The sequence below is a fragment of the Pseudidiomarina atlantica genome, from assembly GCF_000753735.1.
In the GTDB taxonomy this organism is placed as follows: Bacteria; Pseudomonadota; Gammaproteobacteria; order Enterobacterales; family Alteromonadaceae; genus Pseudidiomarina; species Pseudidiomarina atlantica.
This window is the reverse complement of the sequence record NZ_JPIN01000002.1, coordinates 230,845-248,053: the sequence shown is the minus strand read 5'-3', so window position 1 is coordinate 248,053 and position 17,209 is coordinate 230,845. Positions and strand designations below refer to the sequence as shown.

Here is a 17,209-nt window from a genome sequence, read left to right as displayed (position 1 = left end):
CGCTACGCTGACCTCATGGCGTGCCACCAGCTGTCATCCGCCACAATCTGACCTTGCTCATCCAACGCGGGGTAGGCGATGTTTTTGCGCTTACAAAGTTTGGCGAAAATCGGATAGCCGCCTTCAAACAGCACCCGTTGTCGCTCCGCATGCGACAAGGTCGGACGTTGGTACATACCCGCTGCTTGGCGCTGACGTTGCGCTTCATACAAAATCACCGCCGCCGCCACTGAAACATTCAACGATTCCGCCATACCCACCATTGGAATCACTACATGGCGATCGGCTAATGCCAGCGCTTGTGCTGAAGTCCCTTGCTTTTCGGCGCCAAACAAAATCGCCGTCGGTAGGGTGTAATCAATCTCACGAAAGTCGACCGCTTCCGCTGACAAGTGGGTCACCAGCACTTGCTTACCTTCGGCGTGCAATTGCTCGATGGCAGCCGCGGTCGAGTCATGATGGTGCACCTTCACCCAGCGCTGCGAGCCCATTGCAGTTCCGCCTTTGACTTTGCCTTTGCGGTCGAACCAAATGGCATGGACTTCGTGTAAGCCAACGGCGTCGGCAGTGCGCACTAGCGCTGACAGGTTGTGATTTTTGTGGACACTCTCGAGACACAGCGTAAGATCGGGTTGGCGCTGGTCAAGCAGTGTATTGATTCGCTGCAATCGTTCAGGTGACATGTTCAATCCAAGAGCGTGTTTCGTGGTTCGTTATTCGTTATTCGTTATTCGTTATTCGTTAATGAACGACCCAATCGGCGTTTTCCTCACCCTAACGAGTAACGGCTAACGAATAACGGTTTTTTAGGGAGTATAACTTCATGCGGGCGTTAACCCTAGTCTTTCAACATCGTGATTTTTACGCCCTAAACAAACCGGCGGGCGCCCCCATGCATGCCAACGATGAACAACTCAGCGTCGTACACCAACTCGCTGCGCAACTCGACGAACAACTGTGGCCCGTGCATCGACTCGATACGCCTACTTCAGGAGTGTTGTTAGTCGCCCGCTCACAAATCGCAGCGGCAAAGCTGAGCCAGCTGTTTGCCGATCACGCCATGCACAAAACATACTTAGCTGTGGCGGCAGGTAAACCCAAGAAAAAACAAGGCTGGATCATCGGTGATATGGATAAGGTTCGGCGCGGCAATTGGCGCTTATTGCATAGCAAGGAGAATCCGGCCCGCACCTATTTTACCAGCACCGCACTGCAGCCCGGCTACCGGCTGTATCGACTGCAACCACAGACCGGGCGCACCCATCAATTACGCGTCGCGCTAAAAAGCTTGGGTGTGCCGATTGTCGGCGACACGCGATATGGCGGTGAAGCCAACGCACATTTACACTTGCATGCCTGGCAGTTAGCGTTCAACTATGACGCTGAAGCGATCGTGATCACCGCCCCGCTGCCTGACTATGGATTGTTTCCGGCCGTCGCCGCGCAAATTACGACCAAAGACGGAGTGGCAAACTAACCGCACTCGTTGCATACTCAAAGACCTATGTTTCGCATAACTATAAGGTCTTCTGTCATGTTAAAACCTACTGCTCTCGCCCTTGCCTGCGCTACCACCCTGTTCGCTAGCGGCTCTGCCTTCGCGCAAGACCCGATTCGGATTTCTGCTGAGCTCGAACAACAAGTCATCGAATGGCGTCGTGATTTACACCAAAATCCTGAATTGAGTAACCGCGAATTTCGAACCTCAAAAGTCGTCGCTGAACACTTGCGTGAGCTTGGCCTTGAGGTACAAACAGAAGTGGCCCACACCGGTGTTGTTGGCATTTTAAAAGGGGGTAAGCCGGGGCCAGTCATCGCGCTACGCGCTGACATGGACGCCCTACCGGTAACGGAGCAAACAGACTTACTCTTTAAATCAACTGCGACTGCCGAATACCGTGGTGAAGAAGTTGGCGTCATGCACGCTTGTGGCCATGATTTACATGTCGCGATGCTAATGGGCGCGGCACAGCAATTAGCGGCCATGCAAGAAGACATCGAAGGAACTGTAATGTTTATCTTCCAGCCCGCTGAAGAAGGTGCGCCTAAAGGTGAAGAAGGCGGTGCAGAATTGATGCTGGAAGAAGGCTTGTTTGCTGAACTTAAGCCTGACGCGGTATTTGGTATTCACGTCTGGTCAGCCGGCACTACTGGACATATCGGTTATCGTTCAGGTCCATTGATGGCCTCTTCAGATCGCTTCGAAATCAATGTGAAAGGCCGCCAAACCCATGGTTCACGTCCTTGGGGCGGGGTTGACCCGATTGTGACGGCCGCACAAATCATCCAAAACACCCAGAATATCGTCAGTCGTCAAATTGATATCACCAAAGCGCCAGCAGTGGTGAGCTTCGGTATTGTCGAAGGCGGTGTGCGGAATAACATCATTCCAGACGATGTGTACCTTGAAGGCACTATCCGTAATTTCAGTATGGAAAACCGCGCACAGATTTTTGAAAAGCTGAAAACCACAGCTGAGCACACCGCGTTGAGCTCAGGTGCCGAAGCCCATGTGCATATCGACGAAGGTTATCCGGTGACTGTGAATGATCCTAGCCTGACCGAGAAAATGCTCCCCACTATGGAGCGCGTGGCCGGCAAAGATAAAGTGAAAGTGAACGCACTGGTTACTGGCGCCGAAGACTTCTCATTTTACGCCCTAGAAGTCCCAGGCCTGTTTGTCTTCCTTGGCATCACACCAGAGGGCCAAGATCCAGCAACAGCACCGAGCAATCACTCACCGTTCTTTTATGCGGATGAAGCAGCACTGAAAACCGGTACCGAAATGTACGTGAACTGGGTGTTTGATTACGCAGCACAGGAGTAACCCAGGTGACTGCGCAACAGGTCCCTTGGTCACAGCTCATTAAATCAGGGAGTCGTATTTTTATTGGCTCCCACGCAGCAGTGCCACATAAGTTGATTCACGACCTGATGGCACACAGCCAACACCTGCACGATATAGAAATCGTGCAGGTGTACGCGCTCGGTGATAATCAATGGGCCGAGCCGAAATACAGTCAGCAATTCAAAGTGAACAGCTTGTTCATTGGTGGACCACAAGTGCGGCAAGCGGTGGCTGAAGGTCGTGCGGACTACACGCCCTGCTTTATGTCAGATATTCCCTCGTTATTTCAGGACGAGATTTTACCGCTCGATGCGGCGCTGATTATGGTCAGTCCGGCCGATAAGTACGGCTATCACTCGTTGGGAGTGTCGGTAGATATCGTGTCGTCGGCACTGCGCTCGGCGAAAAAAGTGATCGCTCAGGTTAACCCGCGCATGCCGGTCACTTTTGGCCAAGCCTTTGTCCATAAAGGGCAGATTGATGCGTTTTTTGAAGCCGAAGAAGAGCTGCCAGAAATCGCTGCACCCGAACTTGATGCAGTAACTGAGCGGATTGGTCAGTACGTGTCATTGTTGATCGACGATGGCGCGACCATTCAAATCGGCTTTGGCAATATTTGCGACGCCGTGTTGCGTTACCTTGGCAATCACCGCGACCTCGGCGTGCATAGTGAAATGATCACCGACGGTATCATGGAGCTCATGCAAAAAGGCGTGATCAACAACCGCAAGAAGACCTATCACCAGCACAAAGCAGTCACCAGCTTCTGTATCGGTAGCCAAGCGCTGTATGACTTTGTCGATAACAACCCGCATATTGGCTTTTACCCGAGTGAGTACGTCAATTCACCGGCTAATATTGCGCGCAACGACAACATGATTTCGATTAACAGTGCCATCGAGGTCGACCTTACCGGACAAGTGGTATCGGACTCGATTGGTCATCAATTTTACAGCGGTATCGGCGGGCACGTTGATTTCAGCCGTGGTGCATCAATGAGCAAAGGCGGTAAGCCGGTCATCGCGCTCCCCTCAACGGCTAAAGACGGCACCATTTCACGCATTGTGCCACACTTGACCGAGGGCGTTGGCGTGGCCACGTCGCGTGCACATGTGTACTACGTGGTTACCGAATTCGGTGTCGCCTCGCTGCGCGGCAAAAGTATCCGTGAACGGGCGCTTGAACTGATTCGCGTGGCGCATCCAAAGTTCCGCCAGCAACTCCTCGAAGAGGTGCGTGAGTACTATTACGTACCTAACTATCAAACCATTAAATCGGTGGAAGTACCGGAACTTGGCGATGTTGGTTTTCGCGAACTGGTCATCGATGGTCAAGAATTTGACTTGCGCCCGCTGAACCCAAGCGACGAACGACGCTTGCAGGAGTTCTTTTACTCGCACACCAAAGAAACGCTGCAAATGCGTTACAACACTGTGCCCACGCAAATGAGTCGGGAAAAATCCTGCACCTTAGTCAGCGTTGATCAGTCGACCGACCTCGCGCTCTGTATTGTTCGACAAAAAGGCTCGGCCGCAGAAATCCAAGCCGTCGGGCGTTACTACTATGTGGCCAGCGACAATAGCTGCGAAGTCGCTTTTGTCACCCGCGAAAAGTATCAAGGCAAAGGTATGGCGAGTTTGCTATTGGGCGAAATGATTCGTATCGCCAAGCTACGCAAATTAAACCATATGGTGGCCTACGTCCGTGCCGAAAACCACAAAATGCTCGCAGTATTTGAGCGTGCTGGCTTTAAGCGTCTACCAAGCGAAGAGATGGGTGAAGTTCACCTGAAGTTATCCTTAACCGGCGAGTAGTATTATGTCGATCACTGTTTTTAGCCATCCTAGCTGTATGCAGCACCAAGTGACTGAAATTCACCCGGAGGAACCGGCACGCTTGAGTGCAATTAATGACCAAATCATTCGCTCGGGGCTGGAGCTGGCCATTACCCAACGCGATGGTCAACAGGCAACCAAAGAACAGCTTTACCACGCGCACGATGCCGATTATGTAAATGACATTTTTGCTCGCGCGCCGCAAGAAGACCACATTTGGCTCGACCCCGACACCTTAATGACACCTGGTTCACTCAATGCTGCTTTATATGCGGTTGGTTGCGGTATCAGTGCCGTTGATGAAGTCATGCAAGGGGCGAATCCGCGCGCGTTTTGTGCGGTGCGACCGCCCGGCCACCACGCCTGTTACGACAAAGCTATGGGCTTTTGTATTTTCAACAATATCGCTGTTGCTGCCACCCACGCATTGCATGCGCACCAACTCGAGCGCGTCGCCATTGTCGATTTCGATGTACATCATGGCAATGGCACCGAAGACATCTTTACCAACGACGAACGCGTCTTACTGTGCTCCTCGTTTCAACATCCGTTCTACCCCGACACTGGCGCCGACACCATCAGCCCACACATTATCAATAGCCCAATGCCGGCAGGTACCGGTGGTACTGAGTGGCGCGCTGAAGTCGAAAACCGCTGGCTGCCAGCACTTGATCACTTCGAGCCGCAACTGATCTTCGTTTCGGCAGGCTTCGATGGTCACGCCGAGGACGACATGGGTAACTTCAATTTGCGTGAAGAAGACTATCACTGGTTTGCCAAGCAGATGAAAACACTCGCTGAACGTCATTGTGACGGCCGCGTGGTGGCCATGCTTGAAGGAGGCTACGACCACAGCTCCTTGGGCAGAAGTGTGGTCGCATTTATCAAAGGTTTGATTTAACGCGCAAGTTACTCGGCAAGCTGACTACGGATAAGTTTCTTGTCAATTTTGCCAACGCTCGTGCGCGGGATCTCATCGACCACTTTCATGGTGTCTGGAATCGCCCATTTTTCGATGTGACCTTCATCAACGAGTGGCGTCATAAAAGCAACGAGATCGTCATAACTGACCTGCGCACCACTGCGTACCGTCACCACTGCGTGTGGACGTTCGCCCCACTCAGCATCAGGTAAACCGACCACTGCGGCCAGCTCGATATCGGGGTGCTGACTGATCAAGTTTTCGATGTCCAATGATGACACCCATTCGCCACCCGTTTTAATCACATCTTTAATGCGGTCGCGGATCTGCAAAGTATAGCCAGCATCGATACTGCCGACATCACCGGTGTGCATCCAACCATTAGCCCAGAGTTCTTCACTCTTGGCGGGTTCGTTTAAATAGCCTTGCGTGAGCCAAGGTGTGCGTACCACCACTTCACCCATGTCTTCACCATTATGTGGCAAGAAACGGCCGTTGCTGTCGATAATCCGCATGTTTACCAAGGGCACCGGCTTACCCGTACGAACGCGTTCGCGCACTTGCTGCTCAAGGCTCATATCCGCCGCATCCAGCGGCAACCACGTGGTACTCAACAGTGGGCAGGTCTCTGACATACCATAACCGGTATAAACCTGAATACCGCGCTCGAGTGCCGCACGGGCAAGGCCTTCGGTGAGGGCACTGCCGCCAATCAACACTTGCCAGCCGCTAAAGTCGATAGCTTTGGCTTTTTCGCTGCTGAGCACCATTTGCAAAATGGTCGGCACACAATGCGAGAAGGTAACCTTTTCCGTGACAAATAACTTGAGTAGCGAGGCCGGCTCGTAGCGTCCTGGATAGACCTGCTTCAAGCCCATCATGGTGGCAACGTAAGGCACCCCCCAGGCATGCACGTGGAACATCGGCGTAATCGGCATGTACACGCTCGACGCCTGCAACAACTGCATGTTGTCGTTCATACTGGTGGTCGCCGCCAGCGCCAGTGTATGCAAGACCAGCTGGCGGTGCGAGAAGAACACACCTTTCGGGTTGCCGGTGGTGCCGGTAGTGTAGAAGGTGGTCGCAATCGCGTTCTCATCAAAATCGGGGAAGTCGAACTCGGTCAGCGCACCTGCCAACAGTTGCTCATACTCACCTACCACTTCAAACGGTGCGGCCTTAGGTTCGGCGTCATCACTCAAATGAATGTAGCCTTTGACTGTGGTCAGTTGGTCTTTGACTTGCGCGATGAGGGGCAAAAAGTCATCATGGACCAACACCAAATCATCGGCCGCATGATTCATGGTGTACACCACCTGATCCGGCGCAAGGCGCACATTCACCGTGTGGAGCACCGCGCCTATCATCGGAATCGCAAAGAAACATTCAAGGTAACGTGGTGTATCCCAATCCAACACGGCAACGGTATCCCCCTCTTTGACGCCCGCTTCGGTTAGTACATTGGCTAAACGATGAATGCGTTCAATAAATTCACTGTAGCTGTAACGTTTACCAGTGTTGCCGGCAACGATTTCGTTATCGCCTGCATAGCGTTCGCTCGACAGCAGCAGTTGCTTGATTAAGAGCGGGTAGTTATAGGCGTCATCCGCCGGTGGAATTAGTTTTACCGCCATAGCTCGTTCCTTTTGTTCTGTAGAAATTATCGTTATTCGTTAATCGTTATTCGTTAATCGTTATTCGTTAATGAACTACCCAATCGGCTTTTTCCTCACCCTAACGAACAACGAATAACGAGTAACGTTGTTGTCACCACTTGCGGGTGACTTCGTAAATATCAGTGCGTCGGTCTTTCAAATTCGTGACCGAGCCCTCGTGATGTAAATACCTTAACTCATCTAAGTTTAGATCAGAGAATATCAGCTGCTCCGTATTCGGTGTTGTCTCAGCCAGAATTGCATCGTATGGGAACGCAAAGTCTGACGGTGAGAACACCGCTGACTGCGCGTACTGTACGTCTAAGCTTTCAACTTGTGGCAAGTTACCGATACTGCCGCACGTCACCACATAGCATTCGTTTTCGACGGCACGCGCCTGCGCGCAGTGACGCACGCGCAAATATGCGTTGCGGGTGTCGGTCCAGAACGGCACGAACAGGATCTCAAGACCTTCAGCTGCCATTAGACGACCTAGTTCTGGGAATTCGACGTCATAGCAAATCAGAATGCCGATTTTGCCCGCATCGGTGTCAAATACTTGGACGTTATTGCCACCCTCGATGACCCAGTCGCGTTTCTCGTGCGGCGTTACATGCACCTTGCGCTGTTCTTCGACAGTGCCATCGCGACGGCATAAGTAGGAAACGTTGTAAATCACATCGTCTTCATTAAGCGGCATCGAGCCGGTGATGATATTAACGTTATAGCTAACCGCGAGTTGCGAAAACTCACGTTTAAAGCGGTCGGTGAAGCCGGCCAAGAAACGAATCGCGTCTTTTTGTTGGCTTTGATCGGTCAAACCCATTAACGGCGCGTTAAAGAATTCAGGGAACACTGCAAAGTCACTTTGGTAACTCGACATGGCATCCACGAAGTACTCGACCTGTTTAAGCATTTCTTCGACCGAGTCAATTTCGCGCATCTGCCATTGCACCGCGCCTACGCGCACATTGCGGATACGGCTGCCGAGAATATTGTCGGCTGGCTCGTACAAGAAGTTATTCCACTCGAGTAAAGTGGCAAAGCCCGCCGAACGCTTGTCTTCCGGTAAATAGCGACCCAGTAGACGTTTTACGGTGAAATCATTGGCCAGCTGAAAAGTCAGGATCGGATCGTAAATCTCGCGGCGATGCACCGCTTCAATATACTGTCCTGGCGTCATTTCGTCGGCGTATTTATGGAAGTTAACGATGCGTCCGCCAGCCAAAATAGCTTTCAAGTTCATTTGCCGACACAGCTCTTTGCGCGCGTCATACAAGCGACGCCCCAAGCGGAAGCCACGATAGTCAGGATGAATCAGCACATCCAAACCATAGAGCGCATCACCTTTGCGGTCGTTGAGAATATTTTCGCGGGCGTCCATTAGATCATCGTAAGTGTGCGGGTTACTGAAACGTGCGTACTTCACACGCACAGTTAGCGCCACACCGACCAGCTTGCCGTTGTCCTCGAGTAGGATTTGTCCCTCGGGAAATTCTTTAGCCAGCTTCAGGATGGTATGCTCACCCCAAGCACCGCCAATATCGGGATAGACCTTATCCATCAATTCTTTCAGGGCGGGGTAATCTTCTTTGCGCAAATTACGTAATTGTAAGTGCAGTTCATCGGGGCTCATAGACATCCTTTTGATTCCTTAGTACAACATAAGACTTAGTATGACGAAGTCGTAGTAATTGGCAACAACCAATAGGCTTTCAACGCTTGCACCAGAAGAGCAAGACATATAAACTTCTGGACGTCTAAAAATTACAAGAACAAGGTAAGCTGTATTATGACTGAATCGGCCAGCGCTCGTGCGCTACTTCCTCTGGCTCTTTTTCTCGCACTCTTTCTTGGTGCCGGCATCTACTTTCAACAGACCGGCGTCGACATGGCGTTTTACCAACTCGCCAGCCCAGTAGCGATTTTGCCTGCAATCATTCTGGGCGTGCTGCTAAGCAAGCAAAAGTTTGAAGAGCGCATCAACACCTTCGTAGCTGGCGTTGGTGAACGCAATATTGTCACCATGTGTATGATCTACCTGCTCGCTGGTGCCTTCTCTACCGTTGCGGCAGCCACCGGTGGTGTCGACGCCATGGTCGCCCTTGGCCTTAACGTCATTCCCGCCAGCTTCTTGTTACCGGGGCTGTTCATCATTGCTGCCGTCGTGTCGACTGCCATGGGTACATCGATGGGGACCTTAGCAGCCTTGGCACCCGTGGCGCTTGGTTTAGGGCAAGCAGCCGAAATTGATCTGGCGTTGCTCGCTGGGGTCTTGGTCAGCGGCGCCATGTTCGGTGATAACTTGTCGATCATCTCTGACACCACCATCGCCGCCACCCGCACCCAAGGCTGTAATATGAGCGATAAGTTCAAAGCGAACTTAAAGATCTCAATTCCAGCAGCAATTATCACTCTTATTTGGCTCGTCACTTATGATACGGGCGCCGTGCCACCCAAGATCCCTGAAGCGAACTTGTGGTTGAGTTTGCCCTACTTCTTTATCATCGTGCTGGCGGTGATGGGCCTCAATGTGTTTGCCGTGCTCACCCTAGGAATCATCCTTGCCGCAGCATTTGGCATGGTCACCGTGGGTTATGAATGGGTCGCGTTCAGCAAAGACATCTATGCTGGTTTTGTCAGCATGCAAGAAATTTTCTTTTTGAGCTTATTGATCGGTGGACTCTCGGCGTTGATTCGTCAACAGGGCGGCCTGAAATTTTTATCGAATACTGTTAGTAACGCTACCAAAAAGTTGTTCAAACATCAGCAACAGCGTGCTGCTTTTGGTGTCGCCGGCTTGACCGGTTTAACCAACCTTGCTGTAGCGAACAACACGGTCACTATCTTGTTGTCCGGTGAAGTCAGCAAACGGCTTGCCGAAGAAGGTAATTTGGCACCACGACAAAGTGCGAGTTTACTCGATATCTTCGCTTGTGTGGTGCAAGGCGTATTGCCCTATGGCGCGCAGGCACTCTTGATGGGCGCAAGCTTTGGGCTTGCACCTATCGAGGTCAGTGTTCATACCGGTTATTGCTTTATTTTAGCGGCTGTTGCAATTGCCATGATTATCTGGCGCAAACCGCTGGAAGGGCGTGAAAAGCTCGAGCCGAGCACGACTTAGTTCGTGCTCTTTAGCTCCATAATTCCATCGATTTCAATTTGCGCGCCCTTTGGCAACGCTTTCACGCCAATTGCGGCGCGCGCAGGATAAGGCGTCTCGAAGAACTCAGCCATGACTTCATTGACGATGGCGAATTGGCCTAAATCGACAAGATAAATCTGCACTTTGACCATATCTTGTAATTCGCCGCCTGCCGCTTCACACACCGCCGCCAAGTTTTTAAAGACTTGCACTGCTTGCGCGCGAAAATCTTCGCTGATGAACTCCATGGTCGCAGGGACCAGCGGAATTTGCCCCGACAAATACACCGTAGTACCAATTTTCACCGCTTGCGAATAAGTGCCGATTGCAGCTGGCGCATTCTCTGTGTTAATGATCACTTTTGACATGTTACTTCCTTAAGCGCGCAACGCGCTGAACATCTGGCATCTTACGGATGTGGCGAATCACATCGGCAAGTTGCTTCCTATCATGTACGGTTAATGCCACATCGATGTAATAAATATTGGCATCAACTTCTTCTGTTTTCAGGCCATGAATATTACAGCCAGTCGCCGAAATGGCGGACGTCAGCTTTGCCAGTGCGCCTTGATGGTTGACCACCTCAACCCGCACTTCGGTAATAAACTCAGCTTCTGGTTTGTTATCCCATTGCACCGGGAAATAACGCCCCGGTTCGTCTTCATGCCCACGCACGTTCTTACATTCGCGTCGATGAATAACCAAACCTTTGCCTGGGCTTACGTGGGCAATAATATCGTCACCCGGAATCGGTCGACAGCACTTGGCGAAGCTAACCAACAGACCTTCAGCCCCTTTGATAGCAAGACTCCGGTAGCTCGGTTGGTCATCTTTAATTTGCTGCATTTCACCCAGCAGGCGTTTGGCAATAGCTACCGACATCATGTTGCCAAGGCCAATTTCTCGTAATAAATCGGATTTAGAGGCTATTTTGACCTCTTCACAGACCCGTGCAAACTCGTCTTCAGTAATGTCATTATAGTTGACTGGCCCCAATGCAGCCCGTAACAAGCGCTCTCCGAGCTGCTCAGCTTCGCGGGTTTCTTGGCCTTTCAAGTACTGGCGAATTTTCGCGCGCGCCTTGCCGGTTACTGCAAAGTTTAACCATGCGATATTAGGCCGCGAACCTGGCGCCGTTTTAATCTCAACCGTTTGTCCGGTCTCCAAGGGTTTACTCAACGAGTAGACCTTGTGATTCACCCGGGCACCAATGCAAGTGTTGCCGATGTCTGTATGCACTGCATAGGCAAAATCGACCGGCGTAGCACCTTGCGGCAGCTCAATAATACGGCCATCAGGGGTGAACACGTAAATTTCTTCAGGGAACAGCTCTGACTTAACGTTTTCAATAAACTCAAAGGCATTGCCAGTGCTTTGTTGCAGCTCCAGCAAGCTTTGCATCCAGCGCCGTGCACGTACTTGCGCCGTGGTCCCAGTGGCTTCATCGGTTTTATACAGCCAATGCGCAGCCACACCACGATCCGCCATTAGGTTCATCTCTTCGGTACGGATCTGAATTTCGACCGGAATCCCGTGCGGACCTTTGAGCGAGGTATGTAGCGACTGATAACCATTTGATTTAGGAATAGCAATGTAGTCTTTGAAGCGCGTTTCTATCGGCTTATACAAATTATGCAAAGCGCCCAACACGCGATAACAGGTATCGACTTCATCAACAATCACGCGAAACGCATAGATATCCATGACTTGTTCGAAGCGTAGCTCTTTGTGCAGCATTTTTTGGTAAATACTGTAGAGATGTTTTTCGCGCCCCATCACCCGTGCTTCGATACCGTGCTCGCGCAAGCGGCTCTCGATTTCAGTTTGTACCCGCTCGACCAATTCGCGGCGGTTGCCACGTGCTTGGCGCACTTGCGACTCCAACAACTTGGCACGCCACGGATACAAGGCCTTAAAGCCATGCAGTTCCAATTCGTTCTTGATGTCGTGAATACCCAAGCGATGCGCAAGTGGCGCATAAATCTCAAGCGTTTCGCGGGCGATGCGCCGCCGTTTGTCGGGCCGCAGTGAGCCAAGCGTGCGCATATTATGCGTGCGGTCAGCAAGCTTGATAAGGATGACCCGAATATCGTGCACCATCGCCATAATCATTTTGCGATAGTTCTCAGTTTGTAACTCTTCTTTCGAGTCAAACTTCAACTTGTCGAGTTTCGACACGCCTTCGACCAACTCCGCCACTGTGGAGCCAAATTGTTCGGCGAGATCTTCTTGGGTGAAGACCGTGTCTTCAATGACATCGTGCAACAATGCGGCCATGATGGTCTCATGGTCTAAACGCATATCGGCGAGGATACCGGCAACTGCTACTGGGTGGGTAATATAAGGTTCGCCGCTTTGGCGTTTTTGCGTTTTGTGCGCTTCTGCGGCCAGTTTAAAGGCCGCAGCGGCACGCTGAACGTGTTCAGCTGGTAAGTACTCGGCTAGTTGTTGCCGAAGCCCTTCAAATAAATACACCCGCGTTACTCAAGACCACGAATCGCATCAACTGCAGCCAGTTCGTCAGCTTCTTGCTGCGCCATTTCAGAACGCTCAACGACGTCGAGTTTCTTCGCGTCGATGTGACCTTCTTCAATTTCACGGAGGGCGATTACGGTTGCTTTCTCATTGCCTTTCCACGGCACCATCGCGTCTTTACCTTGGGTCGCTAACTGGCGAGCTCGACGAGCTGCAACCAATACGAGGTCAAAACGGTTACCGATACGATCTACGGCTTCTTCTACTGTTACGCGCGCCATGTTTACTCCAACTCAACTGATTAATCTGCGATCGTGCGTACGATCGAAAATGGGTCACGAATTATACGGATTTAGCCATCATTCGCCAAGAGATCTTTGAGTTTAGTCGCATGACGCGTTTGCTGCAATGCCATTCTTTGCCGTTGCGCCAGCACAATATGCTCAAAATTCAATAAGGTTGCATCAAAATCGTCATTCACGAGTAAATAATCGAACTCATGATAATGCGACATTTCGGCTTGCGCTTTCGCCATGCGTCCACGAATGACCTCATCTGAGTCTTGCCCGCGTGAGCGCAAACGCTGCTCTAGTAGCTCTAGACTCGGCGGCACAATGAAAATCGAATGCGCCGCAGGGTATGCTTCACGCACCTGGCGCGCGCCCTGCCAATCGATATCTAAGAACACATCGATGCCCTGTTTAAGGGTATGTTCAATGACTTGGCGCGAGGTGCCGTAGTAGTTATCGAAAACTTTTGCCCATTCATAGAACGCATTTTCTTCGATTTTTGTTCGAAACGTGTCAACATCTAGAAAGTGGTAGTGTTCACCATCGACTTCGCCGGGACGTGGCGCTCGCGTGGTACAAGACACTGACACTTGCATGCTGCCGTCATTGTGGCGCGCCAGCAACGCACGGATTAGACTAGACTTACCTGCACCACTTGGTGCAGCGATAATAAATAAATTGCCGTCAGCTGTCGTCATCGATGGATTCATCTAAAATTTGACCAGTAAATGACGGCAAAGAATAGCATGTTGCGCACCGTTGCGCGACACCCTAACAACGAGGAAGCAGTCCATGACTACCGGATGGATTATTATCATTATCGCCGTTGTACTGTTCATTTACTTGATCAGTATCTACAACAAACTCGTGCGCTTGAAAAACCAGTTCGAAAACGCTTTTGCGCAAATCGAAGTGCAACTGAAGCGCCGCTACGACTTAATTCCTAATTTGGTCGAAACCGCCAAAGCCTACTTGAGTCACGAGCGTGAAACTTTAGAAGCGGTCACAGCTGCGCGTAACCAAGCTGCAGCGGCCCTTCCGAAAGCTGCATCTGACCCACGCAACGCTAGCGCCATGGCTGAGCTCGGCGGTGCCGAAACTGCATTAGGTAGCGCTCTCGGCCGCCTAAATGTGGTGATGGAAGCCTATCCTGACCTGAAAGCTAACGAAAATATGATGCAAGTGTCCGAAGAGTTGACCAGCACTGAAAACCGTGTGGCTTTTGCACGGCAAGCGTTCAACGATGCGGTGATGAGCTACAACACTTACCGTCAAAGCTTCCCACCGGTGATGTTTGCGAGCTTTTTTGGTCACAGCAAAGACGCCCAATTACTGGAGTTCGCTGACAGTGCAGAAATTCAAGCTGCACCGAAAGTTCAGTTCTAACTTAGCGTTGTTATTCAACTATGGTTAACTTTTTTGAACATCAACAGCAGGCACGGCGCAACACCGGCCTGCTGGTTGTGCTTTTCTTTCTCGCCTTTACCCTGATCATTGGTATTTTAACCGTTGTTGCAGCAATGGTGATGGGTGCAGTAAAAGCGAAACAGGGCGGCACTTACGAACTCGATTGGCTGCCCTTTATGTGGGTCAGCTTGGTCGTCGGTGGTGGTATTTTGCTGGTCATGCTGATCAAGTGGCTGCAACTTAAAGCTGGCGGCAAAGTGGTCGCCGAGCACCTTGGTGGCACTTTAGTGAGCCCTGACACCCAAGATCCAGTCGAGCGACGCGTGCTCAATGTGGTTGAAGAAATGGCGATTGCCGCGAATATGCCGGTCCCTGCGGTTTATATTTTACCGAACGAGAGCACTATCAATGCCTTCGCGGCAGGTTATGACACCCGTGATGCGGTGATTGGCCTGACTCGAGGTGCCATCGAGACCTTTTCGCGCGAACAGTTGCAAGGCGTCGTTGCCCACGAGTTTAGCCATATCTTGAATGGCGATATGCGCCTTAATATTCGTCTTATCGCTGCGCTCGCCGGTATTCTTGCCGTCGCACACTTGGGGCGAATCCTGCTGCACACTGGCTCCAGCCGTAGTCGCAATAATAAGAACCCGTTGCCCATGGTCGGTTTGGCGTTACTGATCATCGGTTGGATTGGCGTGTTGTTTGGCAACTTGATCAAAGCGGCGGTGAGTCGCCAACGCGAGTACCTGGCGGATGCCGCGGCGGTGCAATTTACCCGCAATCCTGATGCTTTGTCTGGTGCTTTGAAGCAGATTGGCGCACGTGAATATGGCAGCCGCATTCAACACCAAAATGCCGACGAAGCGGCACATATGTTCTTCGGTGAAGCACTGAAACACTGGTTTGGCATGATGGCCACTCATCCTCCGCTGGAAAAACGCATCAAGCGAATCGAGCCGCGCTGGAATGGTCGCTATCCCGAGCCGCGAAAAGCGCGTAGTCGCAGCGAAAAAGAGCACACGGCAGCACAACCCCAACCGTCAGCATTAAACAAACTGGCAATGCTCGCCTTACCGGCAGCCTTACTGGAACAAATTCATAGCCCGCAACAAGCGCCGCAGGTCGTGCATGATTTGGTGTTGTCGCAATTACTCGATGAACACAACGAAACTTTTGCCGAGCTCAACCCAGCACAACAACTGGCGCTGGTGGAGCTTGCCGTGCCGGCCTTACGTCAAGCAAAAGAAAGCGATAGGCTCAACCTATTGAAAGACTTAGAGCAAATGGCCGACAGTCAGGATCTTTTCCATTGGGGGCTGTATCAATTATTGGCGCGGCAGTTGTTGCCAAAAACACGCTTCAAAGCAACCGTCGACAACGGCGAAGCACTAACCATTACGGTGCACGCGCTGGAACAAACCGATAAAGGTCATGATGTTGATCGCCAGCAATTGGCGTTGGCGCTGAATACCTGTCGTGGTTGGTCACCCGCGCAGAAAGAGCGGTTGGTCGATAATTGGCTCACCACGGTTCGTAAAGATGGCAAGATTTCGCCCGCTGAGCGGCAACTGTTAGCCATCTTGTGTGCCTGTATTGAGGTGCCGTTACCAGACGAAATGCTGCAGTAGGTGGTTATTCCACCTGCTGCAACCACTCAAGGATTTCGGCATGCAACTCAGCATCGGGAATCGCAGCGGTTAAATGGTGATAACCTGGGCGCATCACCAACTCCACTTGCTCAGACTCCAGCGGTAAGAAGAATTCGTAGGGTGCAATTGCATCTTTATCACTGGCCGCGATAAACACTGGCGCGCCAAGCTCAGGAATGAGCTCTCGCAAATCGGTATCAGCCACCGTTAAGCCTTGTTTTTGCAAAGCCGCCGTAACGCCCTCATCGAACGCTTCGGCCGGCAATAAACGACTCAAATTGGGCATTGTTAGCTGCGCCATAGCACGCGACGCCTCATTAAGCGGCCGCATCGGTGCTAACAGCATGACGCTGGTGACATCGTCACGTTGCTTTGCCAAATGGGCGGCAGCAACAGCACCCATCGAGATGCCCATGATGTGCAGCGGTTTGGGGACTTCGCGCGCCGGCAAACTGTCAATCAAAGTGGATAGCATTAATGCGTCAGTTACGCCATAACTCGGGGTATCGACACGTGAACCGCCATGGGCAGTTAGGTCAGGGGCAATCGTGTGATAACCAAGAAAACGAAAGTGCAAACCAAGCATCAGAGTCGCACGTTTGTCGACGCCATAACCATGCAGAAGTACAACAGTTCCCTTGCGTAGGGGCAGCTCTTCACGCTGCAGCACCAGTTCCGTCTGATAGTCGATGTCATCGACTTCGATGTCCATTTTCATGGTGTATTTGTCGTCCTCGGCAGTAGCCGGATGACCAAGGATATAGCCGGTACAACCGCCGAGATGTGGTAAGCAAAACTCGCGTTCGTCAAAATTAAACTGACTTAAGTCAACCTCGTGGTCGAGCTTAAAGTTTTGCGGCCGCTGCGCCAATTGATATTCAACAATAGTCGCACAACCAACTAAAAACGCACTTGCCAGAGCAAGTGCGCTTAATTTTACTGCCTGTTTCATGCCGCCATTCCATGTGTTTGTTACTTGA

The 17,209-nt window shown here is 51.4% G+C and carries 15 protein-coding genes; 7 read left to right on the top strand and 8 right to left on the bottom strand.

The genetic code is table 11. The annotated features are described in order from the left end of the window. Positions 1-2 precede the first annotated feature (2 nt). Positions 3-683, bottom strand: a complete 681-nt coding sequence (gene trmH, locus IDAT_RS03950; protein ID WP_034730717.1) for a tRNA (guanosine(18)-2'-O)-methyltransferase TrmH — start codon at positions 681-683, stop codon at positions 3-5. Positions 684-823: 140 nt separating this feature from the next. Here trmH and IDAT_RS03945 point away from each other — a divergent pair, with 140 nt between their 5' ends. From IDAT_RS03945 to IDAT_RS03930, 4 genes are read left to right on the top strand one after another with little or no spacing between them, the layout of a single operon-like run. Beyond that, positions 824-1,477 (top strand): TIGR01621 family pseudouridine synthase, encoded by a 654-nt coding sequence (locus IDAT_RS03945; RefSeq protein WP_034730714.1) that lies wholly within the window; start codon positions 824-826, stop codon positions 1,475-1,477. A gap of 57 nt (positions 1,478-1,534) precedes the next feature. Further along, positions 1,535-2,827 carry an amidohydrolase gene (locus IDAT_RS03940; protein WP_034730711.1) on the top strand — a complete coding sequence of 431 codons (1,293 nt, stop codon included), beginning with the start codon at positions 1,535-1,537 and terminating at the stop codon, positions 2,825-2,827. Between the two features lie 5 nt (positions 2,828-2,832). Further along, positions 2,833-4,662 (top strand): GNAT family N-acetyltransferase, encoded by a 1,830-nt coding sequence (locus tag IDAT_RS03935; RefSeq protein ID WP_034730708.1) that lies wholly within the window; start codon positions 2,833-2,835, stop codon positions 4,660-4,662. A gap of 4 nt (positions 4,663-4,666) precedes the next feature. After that, a complete protein-coding gene (locus tag IDAT_RS03930) occupies positions 4,667-5,584 on the top strand; it encodes a histone deacetylase family protein (protein WP_034730705.1) in 918 nt (305 codons plus the stop codon). Between the two features lie 8 nt (positions 5,585-5,592). Here the strand turns inward: IDAT_RS03930 and IDAT_RS03925 are convergent, their stop codons facing one another. Further along, positions 5,593-7,239: a fatty acid--CoA ligase gene (locus tag IDAT_RS03925; protein WP_034730702.1), complete on the bottom strand. Its 1,647-nt coding sequence runs from the start codon at positions 7,237-7,239 to the stop codon at positions 5,593-5,595. Between the two features lie 133 nt (positions 7,240-7,372). Further along, the gene (locus IDAT_RS03920) at positions 7,373-8,896 is read right to left on the bottom strand and encodes a bifunctional GNAT family N-acetyltransferase/carbon-nitrogen hydrolase family protein (RefSeq protein ID WP_034730869.1); all 1,524 of its coding nucleotides are present in this window, start codon (positions 8,894-8,896) and stop codon (positions 7,373-7,375) included. A 108-nt stretch (positions 8,897-9,004) separates the two neighbouring features. On the opposite strand from IDAT_RS03920, the gene IDAT_RS03915 reads away from it, so the two are divergent. After that, positions 9,005-10,384 carry a Na+/H+ antiporter NhaC family protein gene (locus IDAT_RS03915; RefSeq protein ID WP_081909745.1) on the top strand — a complete coding sequence of 460 codons (1,380 nt, stop codon included), beginning with the start codon at positions 9,005-9,007 and terminating at the stop codon, positions 10,382-10,384. Here the strand turns inward: IDAT_RS03915 and IDAT_RS03910 are convergent. The 4 genes from IDAT_RS03910 to gmk all read right to left on the bottom strand — a co-directional run bounded on the left by IDAT_RS03910 (position 10,381) and on the right by gmk (position 13,868). Then, positions 10,381-10,773, bottom strand: a complete 393-nt coding sequence (locus tag IDAT_RS03910) for a Rid family detoxifying hydrolase (RefSeq protein WP_034730695.1) — start codon at positions 10,771-10,773, stop codon at positions 10,381-10,383. The two genes, IDAT_RS03915 and IDAT_RS03910, sit on opposite strands and share 4 nt — an antisense overlap. A 1-nt stretch (position 10,774) precedes the next feature. Continuing rightward, the gene (gene spoT, locus IDAT_RS03905; protein ID WP_034730693.1) at positions 10,775-12,880 is read right to left on the bottom strand and encodes a bifunctional GTP diphosphokinase/guanosine-3',5'-bis pyrophosphate 3'-pyrophosphohydrolase; all 2,106 of its coding nucleotides are present in this window, start codon (positions 12,878-12,880) and stop codon (positions 10,775-10,777) included. A gap of 5 nt (positions 12,881-12,885) precedes the next feature. Beyond that, positions 12,886-13,161, bottom strand: coding sequence for a DNA-directed RNA polymerase subunit omega (rpoZ, locus tag IDAT_RS03900; RefSeq protein ID WP_034730689.1), 276 nt, complete (start codon positions 13,159-13,161; stop codon positions 12,886-12,888). 71 nt (positions 13,162-13,232) lie between these two features. Next, entirely contained in the window at positions 13,233-13,868 is a 636-nt protein-coding gene (gmk, locus tag IDAT_RS03895; RefSeq protein ID WP_034730686.1) for a guanylate kinase, read from the bottom strand. A 94-nt stretch (positions 13,869-13,962) separates the two neighbouring features. Between gmk and IDAT_RS03890 the strand changes: the two genes are divergently transcribed. Then, complete coding sequence (locus IDAT_RS03890) at positions 13,963-14,556, top strand: LemA family protein (RefSeq protein WP_034730684.1); 594 nt, start codon at positions 13,963-13,965, stop codon at positions 14,554-14,556. 20 nt (positions 14,557-14,576) lie between these two features. Next, the gene (locus IDAT_RS03885) at positions 14,577-16,208 is read left to right on the top strand and encodes a M48 family metallopeptidase (RefSeq protein ID WP_034730682.1); all 1,632 of its coding nucleotides are present in this window, start codon (positions 14,577-14,579) and stop codon (positions 16,206-16,208) included. A 4-nt stretch (positions 16,209-16,212) separates the two neighbouring features. On the opposite strand, the gene IDAT_RS03880 is transcribed toward IDAT_RS03885, so the two are convergent. Beyond that, positions 16,213-17,181 carry an alpha/beta hydrolase gene (locus IDAT_RS03880; RefSeq protein WP_034730680.1) on the bottom strand — a complete coding sequence of 323 codons (969 nt, stop codon included), beginning with the start codon at positions 17,179-17,181 and terminating at the stop codon, positions 16,213-16,215. Positions 17,182-17,209: the final 28 nt, after the last annotated feature.